This window comes from Streptomyces sp. T028 (genome assembly GCF_048159505.1).
GTDB lineage: Bacteria > Actinomycetota > Actinomycetes > Streptomycetales > Streptomycetaceae > Streptomyces.
The window spans coordinates 105,779-132,012 of the sequence record NZ_JBLRVZ010000050.1; the positions used below are offsets into that span (position 1 = coordinate 105,779).

The following is a 26,234-nucleotide window of genomic DNA, read 5'->3' on the forward strand; positions in this document are numbered from 1 at the left end:
TCAACCGGTGTGAAAAAAATGTGAGTTGCGGAACCGGGAACCCGGGTTTCGCATCCGCGTTCCCGGACCAGGGGTGCTACACCCCGAAGGTGTGCACCGTCGTCGACCGGTACGTCTCCCCGGGGCGCAGGGTCGTCGACGGGAACGACGGCTGGTTCGGGGAGTCCGGGAAGTGCTGGGTCTCCAGGCAGAGCGCGTCGCCCTGACGGTAGACGCGGCCGGCCGGGCCGGTGAGGGTGCCGTCGAGGAAGTTGCCGGAGTAGAACTGCAGCCCCGGCTCGGTCGTGGCGACGGTCAGGGTGCGGCCCGAGGAGGGGTCGCGCAGGAACGCCACCGGGACGGGCTCCTCGGTGACGCCCTTGTCGAGGACCCAGTTGTGGTCGTAGCCCTGCCCGTGCAGCAGCTGCGGGTCTGCGATGCGCAGGTCCCGGCCGATCTCCTTGGCCTCGCGGAAGTCGAAGGGGGTGCCCGCGACGTCGGCGAGCTCGCCCGTGGGGATCAGTCCCGGGCCGACCGGGGTGTAGCGGGAGGCGGCGAGGGACAGTTCGTGGCCCGCGACCGAGCCGCTGCCCTCGCCGGCCAGGTTCCAGTAGACGTGGTTCGTGAGGTTGACGACGGTCGTGCGGTCGGTGGTGGCCTCGTAGTCGATCCGCCAGTCGCCGGCCGCGGTGAGGGTGTACGTCACCCGGACCGTGAGCGTGCCGGGGTGGCCCATCTCGCCGTCGGGGCTCGTGCGGGACAGCCGCAGGCCGACGTCCCCGCCCTCCCCGCCCTCCCCGAAGGGCGCCACGTCCCAGACCCGGCGGTCGAAGCCCTGCGCGCCGCCGTGCAGGCTGTTCGGCCCGTCGTTGACGTCGACCCGGTGGGTCTCGCCGTCGAGGGTGTACGTCCCCGCGCCGAGCCGGTTGCCGTAGCGGCCGATCAGCGCGCCGAAGTACGGGGTCTTCTCGACGTACTCCTCGATGCTGTCGAACCCGAGGCTGACGTTCGCGAGGCGGCCCTCGCGGTCGGGGATCTCCAGGGACTGCACGATCCCGCCGTAGGAGAGGACCCGCAGCCGGGTCCCGCCGTTCTCCAGCGTCCAGCTGTGGATCTCGGTGCCGTCGGCCAGCTTGCCGAAGAGCGACTTCACCGGCATTTCGCCTCCCTGTTCATGGTTCCTGCTCATGGGAAGGGCCCCGCCGCACGGCGGGGCCCGATCCGTTCTGCTCGGCCGATTCCGCTCGGCCGATCCGGTCTACGAACCGGACTTGCGCTTGTTCCAGACGTCGAAGCCGACCGCGAGCAGCAGGGCGAGGCCCTTGATGACCTGCTGCCAGTCGGTGCCGACGCTCAGGAGGTTCATGCCGTTGTTGAGGACACCGAGGACGAGACCACCGATGATCGCGCCGAGGACGGTGCCGACACCGCCGCTCATCGACGCGCCGCCGATGAACGACGAGGCGATCGCCTCGAGCTCGAAGTTCAGACCGGCCTTCGGCGAGGCCGCGTTGAGCCGGGCCGCGACCACCAGACCCGCCAGGGCCGCCATCACGCCCATGTTGAGGAAGACGTAGAAGGTGACCTTCTTGTCCTTGACGCCGGACAGCTTGGCCGCCGGCAGGTTGCCGCCGATCGCGTAGATGTGCCGGCCGAAGACGGCGTTGCGCATGACGTAGCCGTAGCCGACCACCAGCAGGCCCAGGATCAGCAGCACGATCGGCGCGCCCTTGTAGCTGGCGAGCAGCATGGTGACGGTGAGGATCGCGGCGGCGATGGCGACGAGCTTGAGCAGGAAGGCGTTGCGGGGCAGCACGTCCAGCGAGAACTCCTGCTGGCGCTTGCGGTCGCGGACCTCCTGCAGGACCACGAAGGCCAGCAGGGCGAAGCCCAGCAGCAGCGTGATGTTGTGGTAGTTGGTGTTCGGGCCGACCTCCGGCAGGAAGCCGTTGCCCATCTTCTGCAGTCCGTCGGGGAACGGGCCGAGGGTCTGGCCCTCCAGGAAGATCTCCGTCAGACCGCGGAAGAGCAGCATGCCCGCCAGGGTCACGATGAAGGACGGTATGCCGAGATAGGCGATCAGGACGCCCTGCACCGAGCCGGCCACCGCGCCCACGACGAGGCACAGCACCAGCGCGACGGGCCACGCCACGTCGTGCTCCACGGTCAGCACGGCCGCGAAGGCGCCGATGAACGCGGTCAGTGATCCGACCGACAGGTCGATGTGACCCGCGATGATCACCAGCATCATGCCGATCGCGAGGATCAGGATGTAGCTGTTCTGCAGGACCAGGTTGGAGACGTTGCGCGGCAGCAGCAGGTCACCGCCGGTCCACACCTGGAACAGGACCACGAGCAGGCCGAGCGCGATGAGCATGCCGTACTGCCGCATGTTGGCGCGCAGACCGCTCAGCATCAGCTGCAGCAGCCCGCCGCCGGTGGCCTGGCCCCCGCTCTTCCCGGGCGGCGCCGCCGCCGGAGACTTGTCGGTGACGTCCGTGCTCATCGCGTTACCTCTTTGTCCTTCGTCATCTGGCGCATCAGCACTTCCTGCGTGGCCTCGGCCCGCGGGAACTCACCCGTGAGCCGTCCGGCGGCCATGGTGTAGATGCGGTCGCACATGCCGAGCAGTTCGGGCAGCTCGGAGGAGATGAAGACGACCGCCTTGCCCTGGGCGGCCAGCTGGTCGATGACCGTGTAGATCTCGAACTTGGCGCCGACGTCGATACCGCGCGTGGGCTCGTCCAGGATCAGCACGTCCGGACCCGCGAAGATCCACTTGCTGAGGACGACCTTCTGCTGGTTGCCGCCGGACAGCTTGCCCACCGGCTCGAACACCGTGGGCGCCTTGATGTTCATGGACTTGCGGTAGCCCTCGGAGACCTGCCGCTCCTCGTGCTCGTCGACCACGCCCCGCTTGGCGACCTTGGCCAGGGCGGTCAGCGAGATGTTGCGGTTGATCGTGTCGATGAGGTTGAGGCCGTAGTGCTTGCGGTCCTCGGTGGCGTACGCGATCCCGTGCCCGATCGCCTCCGCGACCGTCTTCGTCCGGATCTCCTTGCCGTCCTTGAGGACCGTTCCGCCCGCGTGCCGGCCGTAGCTGCGCCCGAAGACGCTCATCGCGAGCTCGGTGCGGCCCGCGCCCATGAGGCCGGCGATGCCGACGATCTCCCCGCGGCGCACCTGGATCGAGACGTCGTCGACCACCTTGCGCTGCTGGTCGATCGGGTGGTGCACGGTCCAGTTGCGGATCTCCAGGGCCGGAGCCGCGCCCACCTCCGCCTCGTGCGGGGTGCGCTCGGGGAAGCGGTGGTCGAGGTCGCGGCCGACCATGCCGCTGATGATCCGGTCCTCGGTCGTCTCCGCGGCCTTCACATCGAGCGTCTCGATGGACCGGCCGTCACGGATGATCGTCACCGAGTCGGCGACCTTGCGGATCTCGTTGAGCTTGTGGGAGATGATGATCGAGGTGATGCCCTGCTTCTTCAACTCCAGGATGAGGTTGAGGAGCTTGTCGCTGTCCTCGTCGTTGAGCGCCGCCGTCGGCTCGTCGAGGATGAGCAGCTTCACCTTCTTCGAGAGCGCCTTCGCGATCTCCACGAGCTGCTGCTTGCCCACGCCGATGTCGGTGACGCGGGTCTCCGGGTGGTCGTCGAGACCGACCCGGCGCAGCAGTTCGGTGGCGTGCCGCAGGGTCTCCCGCCAGTCGACGAACCCGCCCTTGGCGTGTTCGTTGCCGAGGAAGATGTTCTCCGCGAGGGAGAGGTACGGCGACAGCGCCAGTTCCTGGTGGATGATGACGATGCCGCGGTGCTCGCTCGCCCGGATGTCCCTGAACGAGCAGACCTCTCCCTCGAAGAGGATCTCGCCCTCGTAGCTGCCGTGCGGATGGACGCCGGAGAGCACCTTCATCAAGGTGGACTTGCCGGCGCCGTTCTCACCGCAGATGGCGTGGACCTCGCCCTGGCGGACGGTCAGTGTGACGTCCGACAGCGCTTTCACACCGGGAAAGGTCTTGACGATCGAGCGCATTTCCAGGACGGGTCCCGCCATGGTCGTGCCTTCCAATCCTTAAGGGTCGACGCTTACTTGAGCTGGTCGGCCGTGTAGTAGCCGCCGTCGATCAGGACCGACTCGTAGTTGGTCTTGTCGACGCTCACCGGCTCCAGCAGGTAGGCCGGGACGACCTTGGTGCCGTTGTCGTACGACTTGGTGTCGTTGATCTCGGGCTTCTTGCCGTTGAGGGAGGCGTCGACCATGTCCGTGGCCACCTGGGCGAGCTTGCGGAGGTCCTTGTAGACCGTCTGCTGCTGCTCACCGGCGATGATGGACTTCACGGAGGCGAGCTCGGCGTCCTGACCGGTGATGACCGGCAGCGGCTTGGCCTTGGTGCCGTAACCGTCCGACTTCAGCGCGGCGATGATGCCGATGGAGATGCCGTCGTAGGGCGAGAGCACCGCGTCGACCCGGCCGCTGGTGTAGGACGAGGTGAGGTTGTCCTCCATGCGCTTCTGGGCGGTGGTGCCGTCCCAGCGCAGGGTGGTGACCTGGGTGAGCGCGGTCTGGCCGGACTTGACCACCAGCTTCTTGCTGTCGATGTACGGCTGGAGCACGCTCATCGCGCCGTTGAAGAAGTACTTGGTGTTGTTGTCGTCGTTGGAACCGGCGAACAGCTCGATGTTGAAGGGGCCCTTGCCGCTCGCCAGGCCCAGCTTGTCGACGATGTACTGGCCCTGCAGCTTGCCGACCTTCTCGTTGTCGAAGGACGCGTAGTAGTCGACGTTCTTCGTGCCGAGGATCAGGCGGTCGTAGGAGATGACCGGGATGTCGGCGTCGGCGGCCTGCTGGAGGACGTTGTTCAGGGACTTGTTGTCAATGGCGGCGATGACCAGCGCCTTGACACCCTGGGTGATCAGGTTCTCGATCTGGGAGACCTGCTGGTCGGGGTCGTCCTCACCGAAGACCAGCTTGGTCTTGTAACCCTTGGCCTGCAGGTCCTTCTCGACGTTGGCGCCGTCGGCGATCCAGCGCTCGGAGGACTTGGTCGGCATCGAGATGCCGATGGTCCCGCCCTTGGCGCTGCCCTTGTCCTCGTTGCTGCCACCCTCGCTGTCCTGGCCGCAGGCGGTCAGGGTGAGGGCGAGGGAGGCGGCTCCGGCGATGGCGGCGAGGGCGGCTCTGCGGTTACGCATGTTCATCATCCTTGATGTGTGTTGCAGGGCTCGGTCTCGCCGTATGGACGGCGCCCCCAGGATGGGAGGCGCCGGGAAGACCGAGAGAAAGAGGTGTGTCGGATTCTGGTCGCCTGTGTCGGCTTGTGTGAAGCGAGGTTTCCGGAACGTTATGACCGGGCATCAAACCTGTTCAGTTCGCCGGGCAGCCGGGAGCCCAGCGGGGCCATGTCGCCGTCCGCTCCGTGCCGCGCGAGCAGGTCGAGAGCGAGCCGGCCGCGCCGGACCCGTTCCCGCGCGGTGGACAGGGTCAGATCCCGCATGTGGTGGCCGTAAGGGTAGATCCCCGGGGCCTTGGACAGACCGAACTTGAGGTACAGGGGTGCGCCGCGCCGGATCAGCTCGGCCACTTCGTACATCCGGATGTACCCGCCGAGGTCGTCGGGTGCCTCGATGTACATGTCCATCGGGGCAGCGGAGACCCGGCGGATCTCGGTGAGATGGTCCAGCGTGAGGTCGCTGGGCACATTCAGCGAGTCGCCGCCCAGCCGCTCGTAGACGGCGTACGAGGCCGGGTTCACGGGGCCGATCAGCGCCGACACCTTCAGCGTCGTGTCCGCCGGGATGATGCCGGCCCCACGGGCCTGGTGCAGCGTCCACAGCACGCCCTCGTCGGCGACGAGGAGGCACTTGACGCCCAGCTCGGTGGCCCGGACGGCGTCCTCGACACACCCGGCGACGGCGTCGTGCCCACGGGCGCGCAAGCCCCCGCCGCGCGAGTCGGTGCGGGTGGAGCCGCCGATGTCCCAGGTGCCGCGCGGGCCGGTGAACAGGCAGAGCTCGATGTCACGCTCGCCGGTCGCCTCGACCATCTCGGTGATCTCGGCGTCGGTCAGCATCCACACGCCGCTGCCCTGGCTGATCCGGTGGATCGGCACGTCGAGCCGCGAGGCCTCCTTCAGGATGACGGCCAGCGCCTCGGGACCCTCGCACGAAGGGACCTCGGTGCGCCAGCGGCCGCCGCCCGGGAAGGAGTGGGGCGAGGCGTCGGCGGGGTCGAGGGCGGGTGCGCCCAGGCCGAGTGCGGCGAGCGCCTGCTCACCGGGTCGACGGGCTGCCGGGGCGGAAGCGTCGGTCACAAGGTGTCCTTAGGTGTTCGGTATTTCGGACGAGGTTCGCGGCTCAGGGTGCGGGTGGGTCTGGATGTACGCCGGTGCGGCGACCGTCAGGTTGCCCCCGCACCGGCGTACGACTTTGGGGTGCTAAGGCCTGAGCAGCACCTTGCCCACCTTCGGGTCGCCGGATCCCACCAGTTCGATGGCCTCGGGGAACTCGGCCAGCGGCAGTTCGTGCGTGACCAGCGGCAGCGGGTCCAGCAGCCCGGCCCCGAACACCCGTACCGTGTGCGACCAGGCGTCCGGCGGTGCCCCGAAGACGGTGTGCACCTCCAGCTGCCGTACTACCAGGTCCGTCGGGTCGAGACCGTCGGCGCCCGGAGCAGGAATGCCCGTGAGGACCAGCCGCCCGCCCCTGCGGAGCAGCGAAGCGGCCGTCTGGGCAGCACTCGCGGACCCGGCGGTCTCGATCACGACGTCGAAGTCGTCGGGGAGCTCCTGGTCCTTGGTGCGGAAGTCGGTCGCCCCGAACCGCCGTGACAGCGTTTCCCTGTCGTCCCGGGTGCCCACGACCAGCAGCTCCGCCGGCGAGCCCGCCTTCAGGAACTGCACGGCGAACATGCCCAGCGTCCCGGTGCCCACCACGGCCACCTTCTCGCCCGGCAGGGCCCGCGCCTTGATGGCGGCGGCCGCGATGCACGCGGCGGGCTCCAGCAGGGCGGCGGCCGTGAGATCGGCGTCCTCGGGCAGTACGTGCAGCAGCCGCGCCGGGAGGGTGAGGGTGGTGGCCATCGCCCCCGGCTGGGTGAAGCCGGTCTCCTCGTACCCGTCCGTGCACAGCGTCGTCTCGCCCGCGTGACAGCGGTCGCAGACCTGGCAGTTGCGGAAGCCCTCGCCCACGACCTTCCGGCCGACCATGCCCTCGGGCACCCCGGCGCCCACGGCCTGCACGGTCCCGGACCACTCGTGGCCGGGGGTCAGCGGGTAACGGACGTACCCCTCGGGCCGGTTGCCCTGGTACACCTCGCGGTCGCTGCCGCAGATGCCCACCGCGTGGACCCGGACCAGCGCCTCGCCCGGACCGGGCTCGCGCGGGGTGTGCTCGGTGAGCCGGTGCTCGCCGGGCGCCTCGATGACGACTTCGGTGCTCACTTCGCGCCCTTCGGCTTCCGCTGCTCCCAGCCCTCGGCCCACAGGTCGAAGCGGGCCTGCTGCTGCGGGAACTCGGCGGCGGCGTCCACGTCCAGCTCGACGCCGAGACCGGGCTTGTCGGAGAGGTGGAAGTAGCCGTCGACCACCTCGGGCGCGCCCTTGACGACCTTCTTGATCTCCGCGTCGGCGAAATCGTTGAAGTGCTCGAGGATCTTGAAGTTGGGGGAGGTGAAGCCGACCTGGAGGGAGGCGGCGGTCAGCACCGGGCCACCGACGTTGTGCGGGGCGACGAGCACGTAGTGCGTCTCGGCGGTGGCGGCCAGCTTCCTCGTCTCCCAGATGCCGCCGATGTGGCCGACGTCCGGCTGGATGATGTCCACGGCCTGGCTCTCGAACAGCTCGCGGAACTCGATGCGATCGTGGATGCGCTCACCGGTGGCGACCGGGATGTCGACCTTGGCGGCGACCTTCTCCAGCGCCTTCAGGTTCTCCGGCGGGCAGGGCTCCTCCAGCCACGCGGGCTTGAAGGGGGCCAGCTCCTTGGCCAGTCGCACCGCCGTGGCGGGGGAGAACCGGCCGTGCATCTCCAGCATCAGCTCGGCGTCCGGCCCGATGGCGTCGCGCACGGCCTCGATGAGGGAGACGGCGTACAGGGTCTGCTGGTGGTCCAGCTCGAAGTGGCCGGTGCCGAAGGGGTCGATCTTGAGCGCCTTGTAGCCGCGCTCCACGACCCCCTGGGCGGCCTTGTGGTACGCCTCCGGGGTGCGCTCGGTGGTGTACCAGCCGTTGGCGTAGGCCTTGACCTTGTCGGTGACCTTGCCGCCGAGCAGCTGCCACACCGGTACGCCGAGGGCCTTGCCCTTGATGTCCCAGCAGGCCATCTCGACCACGGCGATGCCGGACATCACGATCTCGCCGGCGCGCCCGTAGTCGCCGTACTTCATCCGGCGGGTGAGGTCCTCGACAGCGAACGGGTCGGAGCCGAGAATGTGGTTCTGCTCGGCTTCTCTCAGGTAGCCGATCAGCGCGTCGGTGTGACCCAGCATGCGGGTCTCGCCGACACCCGTGATGCCCTCGTCGGTATGCACCAGGACGTAGGTCAGGTTGCGCCACGGCGTCCCGACCACGTGCGTGCTGATTCCGGTGATGCGCACGGAAGTTACCCTTCGGCTGTTCGAGATTTCGTCACACGTTCGAAATGCTGGCCAGACAGTAAGGATGGCGTGAGCCGAGTGTCAATGGGTCGAACAGGTAACGGTTTCGACGGTTTCGATGACCCTTTCGACACAGGGGTGTTGAGCGGTGTGTGACAGGTCACTCAAGCCGCCGCGCCGGTATGGCCGGTTTCCCACACAACTTTCACAGGGCGGCCTCGGAACGTGACCGCCCGGGAACCTAGTCTTCCCACGTCATGGACTACTGCCACCCGTGCCGAAGGCACCTCAACGGCGCCCTCGCCTGCCCGGGGTGCGGCGCACCTGCCGATCAGCTACGCGCGTATCCCCAGGATGCGTACGCGCCGGAGCCGCCGCGCGGCGTGTCCCGCGTGTCCGACGATCATGACACGTCCGGCGGAGCCGCGGGCGGTGCCGATCACGCCAATCACGCCAATCACGGCCCGCACGGCGAAGACGGCGCCGTCGGCCGGGACGCCTACCCCGACCACGGGTCGTATGACGCCGGGCGGGACGCCCACCCCGGCCACGGGCCGTACGCCGCCGGCCGGGACGAGCACGCCGACCACGGGGCCTACGGCGGTGGCGGCGGCCGGGACGAGCCCGCCGGGCACGAGGTCTACGGCGGTGGCGGCGGCCGGGACGAGCACGCCGGGCACGAGGTCTACGGCGGTGGCGGCGGCCGGGATGAGCCCGCCGGGCACGAGGTCTACGGCGGTGGCGGCGGCCGGGACGGCTACCCCGACCGCAGGTCGTACGAAGTCGGCCGGGACGAGCACGCCGGGTACGCCGACCCCGACGGCCGGAGTGCCCGTGAGGGCGGCGACGGCGAGCCGCAGGGGCGTGCCGCGCGGCGGCGCGGACAGGGCCGGGGTGGCCGCAGGGGTGGCGAGGACGCCGCCGGGGCGGGCCCGGCCGACGCCTCGGAGGCGAGCCGACGGGACCGCAAGGCCGCCGTCCACCGCAAGCGCCGTAAGCGAACCGTGCTGATCACCGCCGGTTTCGTGCTCGCCGCGGGCGGGCTGAGCCTCGCCGAACTCGGCGTGGACGCACCGGGGTTCGCCTCCAAGCCGAATCCGTCGGCGGCCGGCGGCGAGTCCTCCGAGGTGGACGACTCCACGACGGAGCCGAGCACCTCCGCGCAGCCTTTGGACGACCGGACGGGCGACGGCAGGTCCTCGGCCTCGCCCAGCGCCTCCGCCTCCCCGTCGGCCTCCGAGTCCCCGGACGAGACCCCGAGCCGGACCCCGGTCAAGGAAGCCCAGTCGGCGACCGTCCCCGGCTCCTCCGCCGACGCGACGACCCCCTCCGGCTCCACCCCGACCGCCACCCCGACGACCTCCGGCTCGTCCTCCCCCGACCCCTCCCCATCGGAAACCTGCACACGCTTCCTGTGGTGGTGCTCCTAGGTCTGTCGCGGGACCACCCCGCCGACCCGGCCCCGACCCGGCCCCGACGCGCCCACCGCCCACCGCGTCCCGCGTCGCGCCGGTCTCCGCCGCCTTGCCGCAGCCTCGGCGTGCCCACCTGCCGGTGCCGGTGCCGGTGCCGCGGGCCGACTTGTCGCGGGCTCGGCGTGTCCACCTGCGGCGCCGCTGTCGTCGTCGGCTCGTGGCCGGATGCTGCCCCCTGCTGCCTCGCGGACTCCTGCCGTGTCGCGGGCTTCTGCGGTGTCGCACCGGTCTCCGCTGGGCTCGCTCCAGGTTCGGCGTGCCTGCTGTGCGGTGCCGCCGCCGGTTGCCGCCCCCCTTGCGGCGCGCCGACTCCGGCCACCGGCCGCCGCGTCGCGCCGGTTCCCGCCGGCTGCCGCAGGCTCGGCGTGCCCGCCTATCGGTGCCGGTGCCGGTGCCGGTGCCGGCGCCGTTGTCGGTTCGCGGCCGCCCGCCGACTCCCGCCGCGTCGGCATAGGGCTGTTTCCGGTCTTCGGGCCGATTCGGCGGCAGGCGCCGGTGCTCGTGCTCCGGGTGTCGTTCGGCTGGGGCAACTTCGCTGGTGTGAGCGGTGGTTGAGGGGTGTTTGGACGGCCGTCCACCGGGGGTCCGCCGCCTGTCGCGTTATTCAACCGTGACGACGTTCCGCTGCAGCCCTCTTGACCGCCATGAATTGTTAGCGCTCACAATGTCGTCCGCATTCACCGGTCGGCGTCGGACGTCAGCGTGGGAGGTATGAGCGTCGTGCCCGTAGTGTCCCAACTCGAAAGTCCCAGCAGCGCTGTTGGGCTCTCGGACCACGCGGAGTGAAGCCGGCCGCGCGGAAGCCACCGCTCACGACACAGGACTTATCGGCAGACGACCGCCAAGGAGGTGCGGCCGTGTCACCCGCGCAGCTCAGGCCGCCCACCATGGCCGACGTGGCACGCCAGGCCGGCGTGTCCCACCAGACCGTCTCCCGCGTACTGGGGGACCACCCCAACGTGCGGGAGGAGACCCGGGCCAGGGTGCTCCGCGTGATCGAGGAGATGGGCTACCGCCGCAACTCCTCGGCCCGGGCCCTGGCCACCCGGCGCACCCGGACGCTGGGCGTGATCGCCTCCGACACCACCCTGTACGGCCCGGCCAGCACCCTGTTCGCGCTGGAGGAGGCCGCGCGCGCCGAGGGCTATCTCGTCTCCACGGTCAGTCTGCGCGAACTGACCATGGCGACCCTGTCCGAGGCGCTGGACCATCTCAGCGAGGGCGGCGTGGAGGGGGTGGTCGCCATCGCCCCGCAGCGGTCGGCGGTGGACGCCCTCACCGAACTCCGCAGCCCCTTCCCGGTGGTGATCGTGGGCAGCGGGCAGGGCGTGGACATCCCCAGCGTCAGCGTGGACCAGCATCTGGGAGCACGTCTGGCGACCCGCCATCTGCTGGCCGCCGGCCACCGCACGGTCTGGCATCTCGCCGGACCCGAGGACTGGCTGGAGGCGGCCGACCGGGCCGCCGGCTGGCGGGCCACCCTGGAGGCGGCGGGCGTCGAACCGCCCCTGCTGCTGCGGGGCGACTGGAGTCCGCTGTCCGGCTACCGCGCCGGGCAGGAACTGGCCGGCTGGGTGGGCCGGGGGCTGACCGCGGTCTTCGTCGCCAACGACCAGATGGCGCTGGGGGTGCTGCGGGCCCTGCGTGAGGCGGGGGTGCGTACCCCGCAGGACGTCGCGGTGGTCGGTTTCGACGACATCCCGGAGTCGGAGTTCTTCGCACCGCCCCTCACCACTGTCCGGCAGGACTTCTCGGCGGTCGGCAAACAGGGCATCGCACTGCTCCTGGAGATGATCGAGGGCAGGCCACCAGCCACCCCGTCCCCGATCGCGATCGAACCCCAACTCGTCGTCCGCGCAAGCACGTTCCCGCACGCCGCCCAACCCGAAGGCGTGCCCCTCTGACGGATCCGTAGGCCTCCCTGCCCAGCGGTGTGGCCGAAATACCGAACGATGATCGACAGGCTGGACGCAGTGCAGCCGGTCCTTGAGTACCAGCAGGTCCGTCCCCGGGCCGGCTCTTCAAAGGAGAAGAACATGCTCAGCAGAAGGAACTTCCTCACCGCGGCGGTCGGCGTGGCGGCGGCGGGCGGCCTGGCGGCCTGCGCCAAGGAGGACAGCGGCTCCTCCAGCTCGTCCTCCGGGGGCAGCAAGACGATCACGCTCGGCTTCTCCCAGGTCGGCGCGGAGAGCGGCTGGCGCAGCGCCAACACCACCTCGGTGAAGGACGCGGCCAAGGAGGCCGGCTACACCCTCAAGTTCTCCGACGCCCAGCAGAAGCAGGAGAACCAGATCTCCGCGATCCGCAGCTACATCGCGCAGAAGGTGGACGTCATCGCCTTCTCGCCGGTGGTCGTCACCGGCTGGGACGCCGTCCTCAAGGAGGCCAAGGCCGCAAAGATCCCCGTGGTCCTGACCGACCGCTCGGTGGAGACCTCCGACGACTCCCTCTTCGTCACCCTGGTCGGCTCCGACTTCACCGACGAGGGCCGCCGCGCCGCCAAGATGCTGGCGACGGTCGTGGAGAAGGCCGGCCTCAAGGGCGCGGTGAAGATCGCCCAGCTGGAGGGCACCACCGGTGCCGCCCCCGCGATCGAGCGCGCCAAGGGCTTCAAGGAGGTCATGGACGCCGACCACGCCGACGACTGGAAGATCGTCGTCAGCCAGACCGGTGACTTCACCCGCGCCGGCGGCAAGCAGGTCATGGCGGCCTTCCTGCAGTCCAACCCGGACATCAACGTCCTCTTCGCGCACAACGACGACATGGCCATCGGCGCCATCCAGTCCATCGAGGCGGCCGGCAAGAAGCCCGGCACGGACATCCTGATCGTCTCGATCGACGGCGTGAAGGACGGCTTCGTGGCCATGTCCGAGGGCAAGATCAACGGCATCGTCGAGTGCAACCCGCTCCTCGGCCCCCAGCTGATGGACGTCGTCAAGAAGGTCCACGACGGCGAGACGGTCGAGCGCTGGATCAAGACCGAGGAAGGCGACTTCCTCCAGGACCAGGCCAAGGCCGAGCTCCCGAACCGCAAGTACTGACCGACGGCACCCACCGCCAGGGAGCTCCCGGCCGACCGAGCGCCATCGGTCCCGGGGCTCCCTGCGGGCCTGAACGAATCTCATGAGGAGCACTGCCATGGCAGAGCCGCGGCCCGTCCTGGAAATGGCGGGCATAGTCAAAGAGTTCCCGGGGGTACGGGCTCTGTCGGACGTCGACTTCCGGCTCTTCCCCGGCGAGATCCACGCCCTGATGGGCGAGAACGGCGCGGGCAAGTCCACCCTCATCAAGGTGCTGACGGGGGTCTACTCCCTGGACGGCGGCACGATCACGCTGGACGGCAGGTCCGTGCGGTTCGCCAGCCCGCTGCAGGCCCAGCAGGCCGGCATCAGCACCGTCTACCAGGAGGTCAACCTCTGCCCCAACCTGTCGGTGGCGGAGAACATCTTCATCGGCCGCGAGCCGACCCGTATGGGCCGCATCCAGTGGAAGCGGCTGCGCCAGGAGGCGGCCCAGCTGGTGGACCGGCTCGGCCTCGACATCGACGTCGCCGCGCCGCTGTCCTCGTACCCGCTGGCCGTGCAGCAACTGGTCGCGATCGTACGGTCGTTGGGGACGGGCGAGGGTGAGGGCACCAAGGTGCTCATTCTCGACGAGCCGACCTCCAGCCTCGACCGCGACGAGGTCCTCCAGCTCTTCGCCCTGATGCGGCGGTTGAAGGACGAGGGCGTGGCGATCCTGTTCGTCTCGCACTTCCTCGACCAGATCTACGAGGTCTGCGACCGTATGACGGTCCTGCGCAACGGCACCCTCGTCGGCGAGCACATGGTGCGCGACCTCGACCAGGTCGGCCTCGTCCAGCTCATGCTCGGCAAGGCCATGAACCAGCTCGAGGAACTCCACGAGCACCAGCTGCACTCCCACGCGGGCGAGACCCTGCTGAAGGCCGACGGACTCGGCCGGACCGGCGGTATCGCCCCCTTCGAGCTGGAGATCGACAAGGGCGAGGTGATCGGCCTCGCCGGACTGCTCGGCTCGGGCCGCACCGAACTCGCCCGGGTGCTCTTCGGCGCCGACCAGCCCGACAGCGGCACGGTCACCGTCGACGGCAAGCAGGTCTCGCTGAGCGCACCGAACGGCGCGATCGGCGCCGGGGTCGCCTTCTGCTCCGAGAACCGCAAGACCGAGGGGCTGGTGCCCGACCTGACGGTGCGGGAGAACATCATCCTCGCCCTGCAGGCCGCGCGCGGCTGGACCCGGCCCATCCCGGCCGCCCAGCGCGACGAGCTGGTCGCCAAGTACATCAAGGCCCTCGACATCCGCCCCGCCAACCCCGAGGCGAGGGTCGGCCAGCTCAGCGGCGGCAACCAGCAGAAGGTGCTGCTGGCCCGCTGGCTGATCACCCAGCCCAAGCTGCTGATCCTCGACGAGCCGACCCGCGGCATCGACATCGGCGCCAAGGCGGAGATCCAGAAACTCGTCGTCTCGCTCTCCGAGGACGGCATGTCCGTCCTGTACATCGCCGCCGAGCTGGAGGAGGTACTCCGGCTCAGCCACACCATCGGAGTGCTGCGCGACCGCAGGCTGGTGGCGCGGATCACCAACGGGCCCGAGATCACCACCAGCAAGATCCTCGAGACCATCGCGAGCGGAGAACACCAGTGACCACCACCTCCCGCTGGCGAGCACTGACGCACCACCAGCTGTTCTGGCCGGTCGCGGTCCTGATCCTCCTGCTGCTCGTCAACGTCCCGTTCACCCCCGACTTCTTCTCGATCAAGATGACCGAGGGCCACCTCTACGGCAGCCTCGTCTCGATCGTGCTGTTCGGATCGCCCCTCATCCTGGTCGCGGTCGGCATGACCCTCGTCATCGCCACCGGCGGCATCGACCTCTCCGTCGGCGCCGTGGTCGCCATCACCGGAGCGCTGGCCTGCTCCTACATCAGCGACCAGGCCGACCAGAACGCCCTGTCCGGCGTACTGCTCGCCATGGGCCTCGGCCTGCTCGCCGCGGTCGTCTGCGGTCTGTGGAACGGCTTCCTGGTCGCCCGGATGGGCATCCAGCCCATCATCGCCACGCTGATCATCATGGTCGCCGGACGCGGTGTCGCCCAGTTCATCACCGACGGCCAGATCATCACCATCAACAGCGAGCCGTACAAGCTGATCGGCGGCGGCTACTGGCTGACGCTGCCCTTCTCCATCTTCGTCGTCGCCGTGGTCGTGGCCATCACCGTGGCGCTGACCCGCCGCACCGCGCTCGGCCTGCTCGTGGAGTCGGTCGGCGGCAACGCCGAGGCCAGCCGACTGGTCGGCATCAGGTCCGCCCGCATCAAGATCATGGTGTACGTGTTCTGCGCCCTGTGCGCGGCCATCGCGGGCCTGATGATCAGCTCCAACACCTCCGCCGCCGACGGCAACAACGCCGGTCTGTGGATCGAGCTCGACGCCATCCTCGCCGTGGTGATCGGCGGCACCTCGCTGCTGGGCGGCCGGTTCTCCATCGGCGGCACGGTGGTCGGCGCCCTCGTCATCCAGACCCTGACCACCACGATCTACACCATCGGCGTCCCCACGCAGACCAACCTGGTCTTCAAGGCCGCCGTCGTCATCGTCGTCTGTCTGCTGCAGTCCCCGAAGTTCCGCGCCAAGGTCTTCGGCGCGAAGTTCGGCGCGAGGTTCGGTGCGAAGGGAAGCGCCCCGCAGGCCGCCGCCCCGGCGGACACCGCCACGCCGGCCGACGCCGCTCCCAAGATGGAGGTGTCGTGATGACCACGACCACCCAGAGCCCCCAGGCCGCCCCGGACAGCCGTACGCCGTCCAGGGCCGCGCGGCTGCTCGCCGACCGGCGCCTGCCCGTCGCGGCCACGGCCCTGCTCTTCCTCGTCATGTACGGCGTGGGCCTGAGCCGCTACCAGTTCTACGGCTTCGCCGAGCCGCAGGTCTTCCTCAACCTGTTCATCGACAACGGCTACCTCCTGGTCGCCGCCGTCGGTGTCACCTTCGTCATCCTCTCCGGCGGCATCGACCTCTCCGTCGGCTCGATGATCGGCTTCACCACGATGTTCACGGCCTGGCTCGTGGAACGCCAGGGGCTGCCGCTCGCCCTTGTGATCCCCTTGGCCCTCGCCGTGGGCGCGTTCGGCGGCTTCCTGATGGGCTACGTGATCCACAACTTCGAGATCCAGCCCTTCATCGTGACCCTCGCCGGCCTCTTCCTCTTCCGGGGCCTGTGCCTGGTCATCAGCAAGGAGTCGATCTCCATCAGCGACTCCGGGGTCAGCAGCATGGCCCAGGCGCAGGTGCAGCTGGGCATGGGCTTCCTGTCGATCGGCGCGGTCGTCTCCCTGGTCGTCCTCGCGATCGCCTTCTACGTCCTGCACTACACCCGCTTCGGGCGCCGGGTGTACGCCATCGGCGGCAACGAGCAGTCGGCCCTGCTGATGGGCCTCCCGCAGGGCGGCACCAAGATCGCCGTGTACACGGTGAGCGGCTTCTGCTCGGCGCTGGCCGGTCTCCTGTTCACCCTGTACATCCAGTCCGGTGACCCGCTGCACGCGACCGGCATGGAGCTCGACGCCATCGCCGCGGTCGTCATCGGCGGCACCCTGCTCACCGGTGGCTCGGGCTATGTCCTCGGCACCCTGTTCGGCGTCCTCGTCCTGGGCCTGATCAAGAGCCTCATCCAGTTCGAGGGCACCCTCAGCTCCTGGTGGACCAAGATCGCCACGGGTGTGCTGCTCTGCGCGTTCATCCTGATCCAGCGCTTCATGACGACCCGTAAGAAGGCCTGACCCGCGGGTCCGGGAACGGCCCAGGTCCGGCGCACCCACCGGTGCGCCGGACCTTCACGTTCCGGGAACCGCGGCCCGGACCCCCGCGTGTAGAACGGCAGTGCCACCCCTAGAAGGAGCGATCCGTGATCCTGCTCGCCCTGTCCGTCATCCTCGTCCTCACCGTCGGAGGATGCGTCTGCGTCTGGTGGGCGGCCCGCGGCGGCCCCCGCTGGACCCGAGCGATCGCAGGCGCGACCCTCGCGGCCGGCAGTCTGGCGCGCAGGATCAGCATCAAGAGCAACGGCTCGGGTTCTTCGGACGACTGAGCAGGTCGGTCGGATTCCACTGCGGTGCGGCAGCGCCCCGAAAGGGGCGCGGGGAACTGCGCGACCAGCCACGACGGCGCCGCAGGCGACGCACCGGACTTCCAGCGAACGCTCAGTCCTTGCTGTTGTCCACGATGACCGGCGTGCCGTTCGAGTCCGTGCCGCACGGCACCGCGTACACCGGATTGGCCTTGGCGGCCTGCTTGTAGGCCTCCAGGCACTGGTTGTAGAGGACCTTGTCGCTCAGCGAGCGCTCGATGATCTTGTTGGCGTTGGCGATGCCCTCCGCCTCGATGCGCTTGCGCTCCGCCTCCGCCTTGGCCGTGCGCGCCGCCTCCAGGGACCGCTCGGTCGCCTGCTCCTGCTGGATCTTCTTGTCGATCTGGTCCTGCAGTTTCTCCGACGGCCGCACATTGCGCAGGTTGACGGCGGTCACGTCGATCCCGCGCGGCGCGAGGCGCTCCTTGATGGCGGCGGCGATCTCCGCGCCGATCTGCTCACGGGCGGAGGCGTAGCCCTCCTCGCTGGTGTGCTTCGCGAAGACGTTGCGGATGATCTCGCGGCTGTCCGGCAGCACCAGCCGAGCCTGGACCCCCTCCGCGGTGCCCGCCAGCCGGTACAGCTCGACCGCCTTCGCCGGCACCACGGCCCACTTGATCGTGACGTCCGCGTACAGCACCCCGCCCTGCGAGGAGCGGACCTCGACGACTTCCTTGTCGTACAGGTTGAGGTCGACCGGACGCGTGGAGAAGGACGTGACGTCGGTGAACGGCGACTTGAACTGGATGCCCGACTTCATGGGCGAGCCGACCTTGCCGAAGGTCACCGGCACGCCGACCTCGTACGCGCTCACCACGTGCACACACGAGAAGACGCCGAACAGCACACCCCCGACGGCGCTGATCGCCGCCCCGATCTTCCACCATGCGGCGTCCTGACTGCGACCGACGAAGAACAGCACGACCGCCACTATGAGCAGCAGTACGAACATGACGAACACCGAGATCCCCCCTTGGATGCGAAGCCGCGCCGCCGTGAGTGCGACGCGCGGCGCAGCGCATCGTAATGGGCAAGGTCCCGGATGTCAGCCGCCGTTCGCCTCCGCCGCCAGCATCCGCTGGAGCAGCCCCCGCAACACCATCCGCTCCTCCTCGGCCAGCCCGGCCAGCGGCTCGCGTGCGAAGCGCAGGGACTCGCGCAGCCCCTTGGCGACCCGGCGCCCCTCCTCCGTCGCCGCGGCCAGCTTCACCCGGCGGTCGGCGGGGTCCGGCCGGCGTTCGACCAGGCCCCGGGACTCCATGCGGTCGACGATGCCGGTGACGTTGGACGGCTCGCACTTCAGCTTCTGCGCGAGCTTGCGCATGGGGAGCGGTTCGAGGGAGAGCAGGCTGAGCAGCCGGGCCTGGGCGCCGGTGAGGGCGTGGTCGGAGGCCGCGTCCTCGTAGTCCTCGTAGAAGCGGGCCACGACCTCGCCGATGAGCTCGACGACCTCCAGGGTGAGCGCGTCGGGCAGAGGGGTCCGTGGTGAGGTGGCCATGCCTCCGAGGATACCCCCTTTACTTGACAACATGAAATATTAAGGCGCATGGTTGTTTCAGGTAGTGAAGCTTTTGATGTGAAAGGCGCCCCCCATGACTGACTCCGCCCTCCCCACCACCGGCCGCGAGTGGCGTCTGCTCAGCCGCCCCGTCGGCTGGCCGAAGCCCGAGGACTTCGAGCTGGCCGAGGCGGAGATACGGCAGCCCGGCCCCGGTCAGGTGCTCGTACGCAACGCGTACGTCTCCGTCGACCCGTACATGCGCGGCCGGATGAGCGCCGCGAAGTCGTACGTCGCCCCCTTCGAGCTGGGCAAGGCCATGCAGGGCGGGGCCGTCGGCGAGGTCGTCGCCTCCGCCGCCGAGGGGATCGCCGTCGGCGACCACGTCCTGCACTTCGGCGGCTGGCGCGAGTACGCCACCTTCGACGCGGCCCAGGCCGTCAAGGTCGACCCCGAGGCCGCGCCGCTCTCCACCTACCTCGGCGTCCTCGGCATGACCGGCCTCACCGCCTACGCCGGCCTGCTGCGCACCGCCGCCTTCAAGGAGGGCGACTCCGTCTTCGTCTCCGGCGCCGCCGGTGCCGTCGGCAGCCAGGTCGGGCAGATCGCCAAGCTGAAGGGCGCCTCGCGGGTCATCGGCTCCGCCGGGTCCGACGACAAGGTCAAGCTCCTCGTCGAGGAGTACGGCTTCGACGCCGCCTTCAACTACAAGAACGGCCCGGTGAGCGAGCAGCTGCGCGCCGCCGCCCCCGACGGCATCGACGTCTACTTCGACAACGTCGGCGGCGACCACCTCGAGGCCGCCATCGGCTCCCTCAAGGAGCGCGGCCGCATCGCGATCTGCGGCATGATCTCGGTCTACAACAACACCGAGCCCGCCCCCGGCCCGAGGAACCTCGCCCGTCTCATCCAGACCCGCGGCCGCATCGAGGGCCTCCTGGTCGGCGACCACTACGACCTCCAGCCGGAGTTCGTCCGCGAGGTCGGCGCCTGGATCCGCTCGGGCGAGCTGAAGTACCGCGAGACCGTCGTCGAGGGCATCGAGAACAACCTGGAGGCGTTCCTCGGGGTCCTGCGCGGCGACAACACCGGAAAGATGATCGTCAAGCTCTGAGGTCGTCACGCTCCGGGCGTGACGCGGCTACGCCGCCGCTCGTTGCGTACGACGAGGGCCGCACCCTTGGACGTGGGGTGCGGCCCTCGCTCATGCCTGCCGTCAGACGGCGAGCGCCGCCCGATGGACCGCCCCCGCCAGCCGGTCGTTCTCCTGCGCCGCCCCGCCCGGGAACGCGAACCGGCGCCGCGTGTACCCGTAGGCCAGCCCGCTGCGCGGATCCGCGAAGGCCTGGCAGCCACCGGCCCCGCTGTGCCCGAACGCCCCCGCGCCCAGGAACGGGTGCCAGGTGTCCGCGGTCGCCTGGAAACCGAGCCCGTACGATTTGTGCGCGCGGGCCACCAGGTCGTACCCCACCGAGTGGAACTGCCCGAACTCCGCCGCCGTGTCCTCCTTCAGCAGCGGCGCCTTCCCCTCCCGCTCGCTGATCGCCGCCGCGTACAGCCCCGCGAGACCGCGCGCCGAGGCGACCCCGCCCACCGAGGCCGGCCCCTTGGCCCGGACCAGCGGGTCGTTCGGCAGCAGTTCGAGGTCGGTGGGCTCGGCGGCGTGCCGGTTGAAGGCGATCGACGCGAGCGTGTCCGGTCCGCCGGGCAGTGAGTCGAGCAGCGCCCGCTGCTTTGCCGTGGGGGCCATCGGCAGGGCCGTGCGGAACCGCGGTTCGTGCGCGGCGGGCAGCCCCAGGAAGAAGTCCAGCCCGTACGGGGCGCGCACCCGCTCCTCGTACACCTCCTGGAGCGTACGGCCCGTGGCCCGGCGTACGACTTCGCCCGTGAGCGCGCCGATGACCAGCGCGTGGTAGCCGAAGGCGGTGCCCGGGCGCCAGAACGGCCGCTGGTCGGCCAGGCGTTCGGCGATCTGCCGGTCGTCGGCCAGCTCCTGCGGGGAGAACCCGGTGTCGGTGCCGACCACCCCGGCCCGGTGCGCGATCAGCTCGCGCAGGGTCAGCTGGCCCTTGCCCTCGGCCGCGAACTCCGGCCAGTAGTAGGTCACCTTGCGGTCCAGCTCCAGCGTGCCGTCCTGGACGAGCAGCGCCACCACCAGATGCGCCGCACCCTTGGTGGACGAGTACACGCCGTACAGCGCGTCGGCCTCGCCGCCCGCCCACAGGTCCACGACCCGCCGCCCGTGCACATACGCGCACAACTGACCCTCGTAGTCCGGCTGTTCCTCCGCCACGAACGCGGCGAACTCTTCCCGCACCGCTTCGAAACCGTCGGCCACGGTGCCGTGGATCTCCCTGGTCATCCGCTCCTCCTCGCACTCAGCCGCCTCTGGAGATCGGTACGGCGAGGCGTGCCCGTTCGACTCAAATGCGCAGACGGGCACGGCCGATAGAGTTCGGCCATGCGAGATCTCGGGGTGGGTTTTCAGTATCTGGTGAAGGGCCAGCGGTGGGTGGCCCGCAACGGCAGGCAGTACGGGTTCGGGCTGCTGCCCGGGCTGATCACGCTGGTGCTGTATCTGGCGGCGCTCGTCGCGCTCGCCATGTGGGGCGGCGACCTCGTCGCGTGGGCGACGCCGTTCGCCGACGACTGGTCGAGCCCCTGGCTCGGTCTCTTCCGGGGCTTCCTCCTCGTCGTACTGTTCGCCCTCGGCCTGCTGCTCGCCGTGCTCACCTTCACCGCCGTCACGCTGCTCATCGGCCAGCCCTTCTACGAGAGCCTCTCCGAGGCGGTCGACCGGGACGTGTCGCCCGACGGCACGGCCCCCGAGTCCGGGCTGCCGCTCTGGCGCGAGCTGTGGATCTCCGCCCGGGACAGCCTGCGCATCCTGGTGCGCGCCGCGGTGTGGGGCCTGCTGCTGTTCGCCCTCGGGTTCGTGCCGTTCGTCGGGCAGACCGTCGTCCCCGTGATCGGCTTCTTCGTCACCGGCTTCTTCCTCACCGAGGAACTCACCGCCGTGGCCCTGCAGCGCCGCGACGTCGACCTGCGCGCCCGCCTGGCCCTGCTCCGCTCCCGCAGGACCCTGGTCTGGGGCTTCGGCACCCCGCTGGGCCTCGCCTTCCTGGTCCCCGTCGTCGCGGTGTTCCTGATGCCGGGCGCGGTGGCGGGCGCCACCCTCATGGCCCGCGACCTGCTCGGCGAGGAGATCCGGGACGAGGACCACCAGACCGAGGACCACCAGGCCGAGGGCCACCCGTCCGAGGAGGAGCTCACCGCGTGACCGAGATATTCGCCGTCGCCCTCATCACGGTCCTCGCCGTCATCGCCCCCGGCGCCGACTTCGCGATGATCGTCCGCAACAGCTACCTCTACGGCCGCCGCACCGGACTCCTCGCGGCCACCGGCGTCGCCGCCGGCGTTCTCGTCCACGTCACGTACACCATGCTCGGCGTGGGCCTGCTGATCGCGTCCTCCACCTTCCTGTTCACCGTCATCAAGCTGATCGGCGCGGCCTACCTCGTCTACATCGGCGTCCGCACCTTCCGCACCCGCGGCGAGGTCGAGATCGACCTGAGCGGCAAGACGGAGCTGACCCCGCTCGCCGCCCTGCGCACCGGCTTCCTCACCAACGTCCTCAACCCGAAGACGACCCTCTTCGTCGTCTCCACGTTCTCCCAGGTGGTCAGCCCCGGCACACCGCTCGTCCAGCAGGTGGGCTACGGACTGTTCATGTCGCTGGCCCATCTGCTGTGGTTCGGTGTCGTCGCCGTCTTCTTCTCCCAGGAACGGATGCGCACCCTGATGCTCCGCGCCCAGAAGGTCCTCAACAAGGTCATCGGCTCCGTCCTGGCCGGCCTCGGCGTCAGCCTCGCGCTCGCCCCGTCCCACTGACCGCCGTGCGGCCCCTCACCCCCGGCGACCTCAACCGGGCCACCCTGGCGCGCCAACTCCTCCTGAACCGCGAGGCGTTGACGATCCCCGACGCGGTCCGCCGGATCGTCGCCCTCCAGGCGCAGTACCCCGCGTCGCCGTACATCGCTCTCTGGAACCGTGTCGCAGGCTTCCGGCCGACCGACCTGGACGACGCGTTCACCGCCCGTACGGTGGTGAAGGCGACGCTGATGCGGATCACGCTGCACGCCGTCCACGCCGACGACCACCGCCCGTTCCGCGGCGCGCTGCAGCAGACGCTGTACGGCTCCCGCCTCGGCCCCCGGTTCGCCGTGGCCGGACTGACCCCGGCGGACGCGGACGACATCGTCCCGGAGCTGCTGGAGTTCGCCCGGCGACAGCGCACCGCCGCGGAGATGGAGGCGTGGCTGGAGGAGCGGCTCGGTGCCGAGCGCAAGGCCGGAGCCTGGTGGGGTCTGCGGGCCTACGCCCCGCTCCTGCACGCCCCCACCGGCGCCCCCTGGTCCTTCGGCACCCGCGCCTCCTTCGTCGCCGCCCCGCCCGGCCCGCGGCTGTCGGGCCGCACGCCGGAGCCGGAGGCCCTGCGCACCCTGATCCTGCGCTACCTCTCGGCCTTCGGCCCGGCGACGGTGTCGGACATCGCCCAGTTCGGCCTGGTCCAGCGGGCCCCCGTACGCGAGGCCCTGCGCACCCTCGACGACGGCCGGCTCGAACACCTCAGGACCCCCGACGGCACGCCGCTCCACGACATCCCGGACGCCCCCCGCCCACCGGCCGACACCCCTGCGCCGCCCCGCCTCCTGCCCATGTGGGACAGCATCCTGCTGGCCTACGCCGACCGGTCCCGGGTGATCCCGCCGGAGTACCGCAAGCTGGTCACCCGCACCAACGGCGACGTCCTGCCGACCCTCCTCGTCGACGGCCGGGTGGCCGGCGTGTGGCGCCCGGTGGAGGGCGGCATCGAGGCGAGCGCCTTCCGCCCCCTCCCGCCCGCGGTCTGGGAGGCGCTGGCGGCCGAGGCCGACTCCCTGACCGCCCTGCTCACCGACCGCGATCCCGGCGTCTACGGCCGCTACGCCCATTGGTGGGCCAAGCTGCCGCCCGCGGCCGAGGTGCGCCTACTCGCCCGCGACGGCCACGGCTAGGATCGCCCGCACCTGCGCGACGATGTCCAGCCGGTTCTGGACGAACTCCGGATCGGTCACCTCGGTGGTGTTGGCGGCGCCGAACTGCAGCACCGGTGTGTGCACATGGCCGCCCGGCAGGGTGTCGTGCAGCCCGAGCCGGTCGCGCAGCAGCGTCGCCCGGTAGGCGATCTCGTTGGAGAGGTAGTTCCCGCCGGCCCCGGACCGCGCGGCCGACCCGGCGGTGGGCCCGTCCGGCCGTATGACGGGGGTGGTGGCTCCCGCCGGGATCTCGATGACGCTCGTGTGGTCGTAGACCGGGAACCGGCCGGTGTCCGCCGCCACGATGCCGGCGTACGGCAGGGTCGTGGTCGTCCACTGCGGCTGTGAGGCCGGGTCGGTGACCGGGATGGTCTCGGTCCGCCCGATGTTCTCGTTGTCCGGGAAACCGCCCCGCCAGGCCCCGTTGGTGCGCTCCACGTCGAAGCGGCCGACCCGGCCCTGGCTGACCGTCGTGAGCAGATCGACGTACGGCAGATACGGCCGCAGCGTCCGCTCCACCGTGCCCTCCGCGAAGTCCTGCCAGCGCACCGGGAACACGGCCGTCTCCACCCGGGCCGGCCCGTCCGCCGTCTCGATGACCGTGCCGTCCAGCGCCAGCGCGCTCGCGCCGGACGGGTTGGAGATCCGGATGTCCCGGTCCAGCGTGAACGGGTCGAACCCGGTGACCAGCACCCGCTTGAGCCCCTTGGACCTCGGTGACTTCGGATACCGGATGTCGGTCTGGCCGCGTGACGTTCGCTCCAAGTGACTCAACAGCGCGGCTCGCTGATTGTCCGTCAGACCGAACTCCGGCTCCCAAGTCCGCACTTCGCGCGTCATGCCCAGCCGCGCCCAGTACAGCGGCCGGTCGTCGTCCCGGCTCAGGTCGCCGCCCGCCGGGCCCCGGCCCTGTACCCGGTCGACGGCCCGCCGCCACAGGGCCGCGCCCTGGCGTACGACGATCCGGCGGGCCTGGGCGTAGGAGTGCGCGCGGTCGAGGGCACGGGCCAACTCCGGTGCCACGGAGTCGAATCCGGACCGCCCGAGAATCTCCTGCGGTACGGCGAGGTCGAGCCGCTGTTCCTCGACGGTGGGGGAGGGCGCCGCCTCGGAAGCGGTCGCGGTCGTGGGTGCGGACAGGCCGGCCAGCAGGGCCAGACCGAGAATGCCGGTGCGAACGCGTAAGGATTTCACGGGAGTTGTATGCCCCGTGCCCCACGGGTCACGCGCTACACGCGCTCACCTCCCGCCCCTCTCCCCTCTCAGTCCCCGTTCTCACCGTTCTCACCGTTCTCGCCCAGCAGCCGAAGGAGGACGGGGACGCACACCGGTGGCCCTTTGTGAAGGGTTCGTACGAAATCCAGGTGGGTAGGTCCATCGCCGACCGCAGGATCACCGCGACGGCTAACGTCTGACGCGGGACTCCTCACCCCATGAACAGCCCCGGTCCGGGACCTGACCCCTGGACCGGGGCTATTTCTCACCTGGTTCCGAAGCCGTACACCGTCTCCGACCGGTACACCTCACCCGGCCGCAGCACCGTGCTGGGGAACTCCGGGCGGTTCGGCGAGTCGGGGAAGTGCTGGGTCTCCAGCGCGATCCCCTGGCACGGTGTGAACGGCTCGCCCAGATGGTCCGCGGTGTACACCTGGAGGCCCGGCTCGGTCGTCGACACCGTCAGCACCCGCCCGCTCGCCGGGTCGTGCAGCTCGGCCACCTCCTGCGGGGCCGCGGTGACGCCCTTGTCCAGCACGAAGTTGTGGTCGTAGCCGGAGCCGGTCTTACGGGCCGTACGGAAGTCGAAGCGGGTGCCGTCCACCTCCGCGAGGTCCCCGGTCGGGATCAGATCGGCGTCGACCGGGGTGTACCGGGAGGCGGCCAGCCGCAGTTCATGGCCGCCCGCGTCCCCGCTGCCCGGGCCGCCCAGGTTGAAGTAGCTGTGGTTGGTCAGGTTCACCACCGTCGGCGCGTCCGTGACCGCCTCGTACACGAACCGCAGCGCCCCCGACGCGTCCAGCGAGTACGTCGCCGAGACCTCCAGCCGCCCCGGGAAGCCCTCCTCCCCGTGCCGGCTGACCCGGCTCAGCCGCAGCCCGTGCTCGACCGGCTCCACCTCCCACACCCGCTTGTCGAAGCCGCGCGGACCGCCGTGCAGCGAGCCCGGCGCGTTGTTGGGCTCCAGGGCGTACGTCAGCCCGTCCAACGGGAAACGGGCGTGCCCGATCCGGTTCGCGTACCGGCCGATCAGGGCGCCCAGGAAAGGCTCCGGGTGGGTGAGATAGCCGTCCAGATCCGCGAACCCCAGCACCACGTCCGCCGTCCGTCCGTCCCGGTCCGGGACCTCCACGGACTGCACGATCCCGCCGTACGACAGCACCCGCACCCGGATGCCCGCCCGCTCCAGGGTCCAGCGGTGGACCGGAGTGCCATCGGAAAGTGTTCCGAAGTGTTCGCTCATGGTCGAAACAC

Annotated in this window: 23 protein-coding genes; 11 read left to right on the plus strand and 12 right to left on the minus strand. The window is 70.1% G+C overall.

Annotation, left to right across the window (positions count from 1 at the left end; all coding sequences use genetic code 11):
* Nucleotides 1–76: 76 nt before the first annotated feature.
* From ACLZN2_RS39845 to ACLZN2_RS39875, 7 genes are all read right to left on the minus strand, one after another.
* On the minus strand, nucleotides 77–1,168 hold the full coding sequence (locus ACLZN2_RS39845) for an aldose epimerase family protein (RefSeq protein WP_416984502.1): 1,092 nt from the start codon (nucleotides 1,166–1,168) through the stop codon (nucleotides 77–79).
* Between the two features lie 69 nt (nucleotides 1,169–1,237).
* Entirely contained in the window at nucleotides 1,238–2,485 is a 1,248-nt protein-coding gene (gene mmsB / locus ACLZN2_RS39850) for a multiple monosaccharide ABC transporter permease (RefSeq protein WP_416984503.1), read from the minus strand.
* Nucleotides 2,482–4,032: a multiple monosaccharide ABC transporter ATP-binding protein gene (gene mmsA / locus ACLZN2_RS39855; protein ID WP_416984504.1), complete on the minus strand. Its 1,551-nt coding sequence runs from the start codon at nucleotides 4,030–4,032 to the stop codon at nucleotides 2,482–2,484. Before mmsA ends, mmsB begins: the two co-directional genes overlap by 4 nt.
* A 32-nt stretch (nucleotides 4,033–4,064) precedes the next feature.
* On the minus strand, nucleotides 4,065–5,171 hold the full coding sequence (chvE, locus tag ACLZN2_RS39860; protein ID WP_416984506.1) for a multiple monosaccharide ABC transporter substrate-binding protein: 1,107 nt from the start codon (nucleotides 5,169–5,171) through the stop codon (nucleotides 4,065–4,067).
* 149 nt (nucleotides 5,172–5,320) lie between these two features.
* Nucleotides 5,321–6,289 carry a hypothetical protein gene (locus ACLZN2_RS39865; RefSeq protein ID WP_416984507.1) on the minus strand — a complete coding sequence of 323 codons (969 nt, stop codon included), beginning with the start codon at nucleotides 6,287–6,289 and terminating at the stop codon, nucleotides 5,321–5,323.
* Between the two features lie 123 nt (nucleotides 6,290–6,412).
* Nucleotides 6,413–7,417: a zinc-dependent alcohol dehydrogenase gene (locus ACLZN2_RS39870; protein ID WP_416984508.1), complete on the minus strand. Its 1,005-nt coding sequence runs from the start codon at nucleotides 7,415–7,417 to the stop codon at nucleotides 6,413–6,415.
* A complete protein-coding gene (locus ACLZN2_RS39875) occupies nucleotides 7,414–8,571 on the minus strand; it encodes a mandelate racemase/muconate lactonizing enzyme family protein (RefSeq protein ID WP_416984509.1) in 1,158 nt (385 codons plus the stop codon). Before ACLZN2_RS39875 ends, ACLZN2_RS39870 begins: the two co-directional genes overlap by 4 nt.
* A gap of 257 nt (nucleotides 8,572–8,828) precedes the next feature.
* On the opposite strand from ACLZN2_RS39875, the gene ACLZN2_RS39880 reads away from it, so the two are divergent.
* From ACLZN2_RS39880 to ACLZN2_RS39910, 7 genes are all read left to right on the plus strand, one after another.
* Nucleotides 8,829–10,001 carry an SCO2400 family protein gene (locus ACLZN2_RS39880; RefSeq protein WP_416984511.1) on the plus strand — a complete coding sequence of 391 codons (1,173 nt, stop codon included), beginning with the start codon at nucleotides 8,829–8,831 and terminating at the stop codon, nucleotides 9,999–10,001.
* 902 nt (nucleotides 10,002–10,903) lie between these two features.
* Nucleotides 10,904–11,950, plus strand: coding sequence for a LacI family DNA-binding transcriptional regulator (locus ACLZN2_RS39885; protein ID WP_416984513.1), 1,047 nt, complete (start codon nucleotides 10,904–10,906; stop codon nucleotides 11,948–11,950).
* Between the two features lie 132 nt (nucleotides 11,951–12,082).
* Nucleotides 12,083–13,087 carry an ABC transporter substrate-binding protein gene (locus ACLZN2_RS39890; RefSeq protein WP_416984514.1) on the plus strand — a complete coding sequence of 335 codons (1,005 nt, stop codon included), beginning with the start codon at nucleotides 12,083–12,085 and terminating at the stop codon, nucleotides 13,085–13,087.
* Between the two features lie 97 nt (nucleotides 13,088–13,184).
* Complete coding sequence (locus ACLZN2_RS39895; protein WP_416984515.1) at nucleotides 13,185–14,711, plus strand: sugar ABC transporter ATP-binding protein; 1,527 nt, start codon at nucleotides 13,185–13,187, stop codon at nucleotides 14,709–14,711.
* On the plus strand, nucleotides 14,708–15,817 hold the full coding sequence (locus tag ACLZN2_RS39900; RefSeq protein ID WP_416984516.1) for an ABC transporter permease: 1,110 nt from the start codon (nucleotides 14,708–14,710) through the stop codon (nucleotides 15,815–15,817). Before ACLZN2_RS39895 ends, ACLZN2_RS39900 begins: the two co-directional genes overlap by 4 nt.
* A complete protein-coding gene (gene yjfF, locus ACLZN2_RS39905; RefSeq protein ID WP_416984517.1) occupies nucleotides 15,817–16,842 on the plus strand; it encodes a galactofuranose ABC transporter, permease protein YjfF in 1,026 nt (341 codons plus the stop codon). The genes ACLZN2_RS39900 and yjfF overlap by 1 nt, the downstream gene beginning before the upstream one ends.
* Nucleotides 16,843–16,967: 125 nt before the next feature.
* Nucleotides 16,968–17,150, plus strand: a complete 183-nt coding sequence (locus ACLZN2_RS39910; RefSeq protein ID WP_416984519.1) for a hypothetical protein — start codon at nucleotides 16,968–16,970, stop codon at nucleotides 17,148–17,150.
* A gap of 112 nt (nucleotides 17,151–17,262) precedes the next feature.
* Here ACLZN2_RS39910 and ACLZN2_RS39915 read toward each other — a convergent pair whose 3' ends face one another.
* Together ACLZN2_RS39915 and ACLZN2_RS39920 are read right to left on the minus strand one after the other, a co-directional pair.
* Nucleotides 17,263–18,141: a prohibitin family protein gene (locus ACLZN2_RS39915; RefSeq protein WP_416984618.1), complete on the minus strand. Its 879-nt coding sequence runs from the start codon at nucleotides 18,139–18,141 to the stop codon at nucleotides 17,263–17,265.
* Between the two features lie 93 nt (nucleotides 18,142–18,234).
* A complete protein-coding gene (locus ACLZN2_RS39920; RefSeq protein ID WP_416984520.1) occupies nucleotides 18,235–18,687 on the minus strand; it encodes a MarR family winged helix-turn-helix transcriptional regulator in 453 nt (150 codons plus the stop codon).
* Between the two features lie 94 nt (nucleotides 18,688–18,781).
* On the opposite strand from ACLZN2_RS39920, the gene ACLZN2_RS39925 reads away from it, so the two are divergent.
* Complete coding sequence (locus tag ACLZN2_RS39925; protein ID WP_416984521.1) at nucleotides 18,782–19,801, plus strand: NADP-dependent oxidoreductase; 1,020 nt, start codon at nucleotides 18,782–18,784, stop codon at nucleotides 19,799–19,801.
* A 102-nt stretch (nucleotides 19,802–19,903) separates the two neighbouring features.
* Here ACLZN2_RS39925 and ACLZN2_RS39930 read toward each other — a convergent pair whose 3' ends face one another.
* On the minus strand, nucleotides 19,904–21,049 hold the full coding sequence (locus ACLZN2_RS39930) for a serine hydrolase domain-containing protein (RefSeq protein ID WP_416984522.1): 1,146 nt from the start codon (nucleotides 21,047–21,049) through the stop codon (nucleotides 19,904–19,906).
* A 99-nt stretch (nucleotides 21,050–21,148) separates the two neighbouring features.
* Between ACLZN2_RS39930 and ACLZN2_RS39935 the strand changes: the two genes are divergently transcribed.
* The 3 genes from ACLZN2_RS39935 to ACLZN2_RS39945 are packed head-to-tail and all read left to right on the plus strand — an operon-like array spanning nucleotide 21,149 to nucleotide 23,744.
* Nucleotides 21,149–21,967 carry an EI24 domain-containing protein gene (locus ACLZN2_RS39935; protein WP_416984524.1) on the plus strand — a complete coding sequence of 273 codons (819 nt, stop codon included), beginning with the start codon at nucleotides 21,149–21,151 and terminating at the stop codon, nucleotides 21,965–21,967.
* On the plus strand, nucleotides 21,964–22,578 hold the full coding sequence (locus ACLZN2_RS39940; protein ID WP_416984525.1) for a LysE family translocator: 615 nt from the start codon (nucleotides 21,964–21,966) through the stop codon (nucleotides 22,576–22,578). Before ACLZN2_RS39935 ends, ACLZN2_RS39940 begins: the two co-directional genes overlap by 4 nt.
* 5 nt (nucleotides 22,579–22,583) lie before the next feature.
* Complete coding sequence (locus ACLZN2_RS39945) at nucleotides 22,584–23,744, plus strand: winged helix DNA-binding domain-containing protein (RefSeq protein WP_416984526.1); 1,161 nt, start codon at nucleotides 22,584–22,586, stop codon at nucleotides 23,742–23,744.
* Here ACLZN2_RS39945 and ACLZN2_RS39950 read toward each other — a convergent pair.
* Together ACLZN2_RS39950 and ACLZN2_RS39955 are read right to left on the minus strand one after the other, a co-directional pair.
* Nucleotides 23,718–24,959: a pyroglutamyl peptidase gene (locus ACLZN2_RS39950; RefSeq protein WP_416984528.1), complete on the minus strand. Its 1,242-nt coding sequence runs from the start codon at nucleotides 24,957–24,959 to the stop codon at nucleotides 23,718–23,720. The two genes, ACLZN2_RS39945 and ACLZN2_RS39950, sit on opposite strands and share 27 nt — an antisense overlap.
* Before the next feature lie 286 nt (nucleotides 24,960–25,245).
* Entirely contained in the window at nucleotides 25,246–26,223 is a 978-nt protein-coding gene (locus tag ACLZN2_RS39955) for an aldose epimerase family protein (protein ID WP_416984529.1), read from the minus strand.
* Nucleotides 26,224–26,234 lie beyond the last annotated feature (11 nt).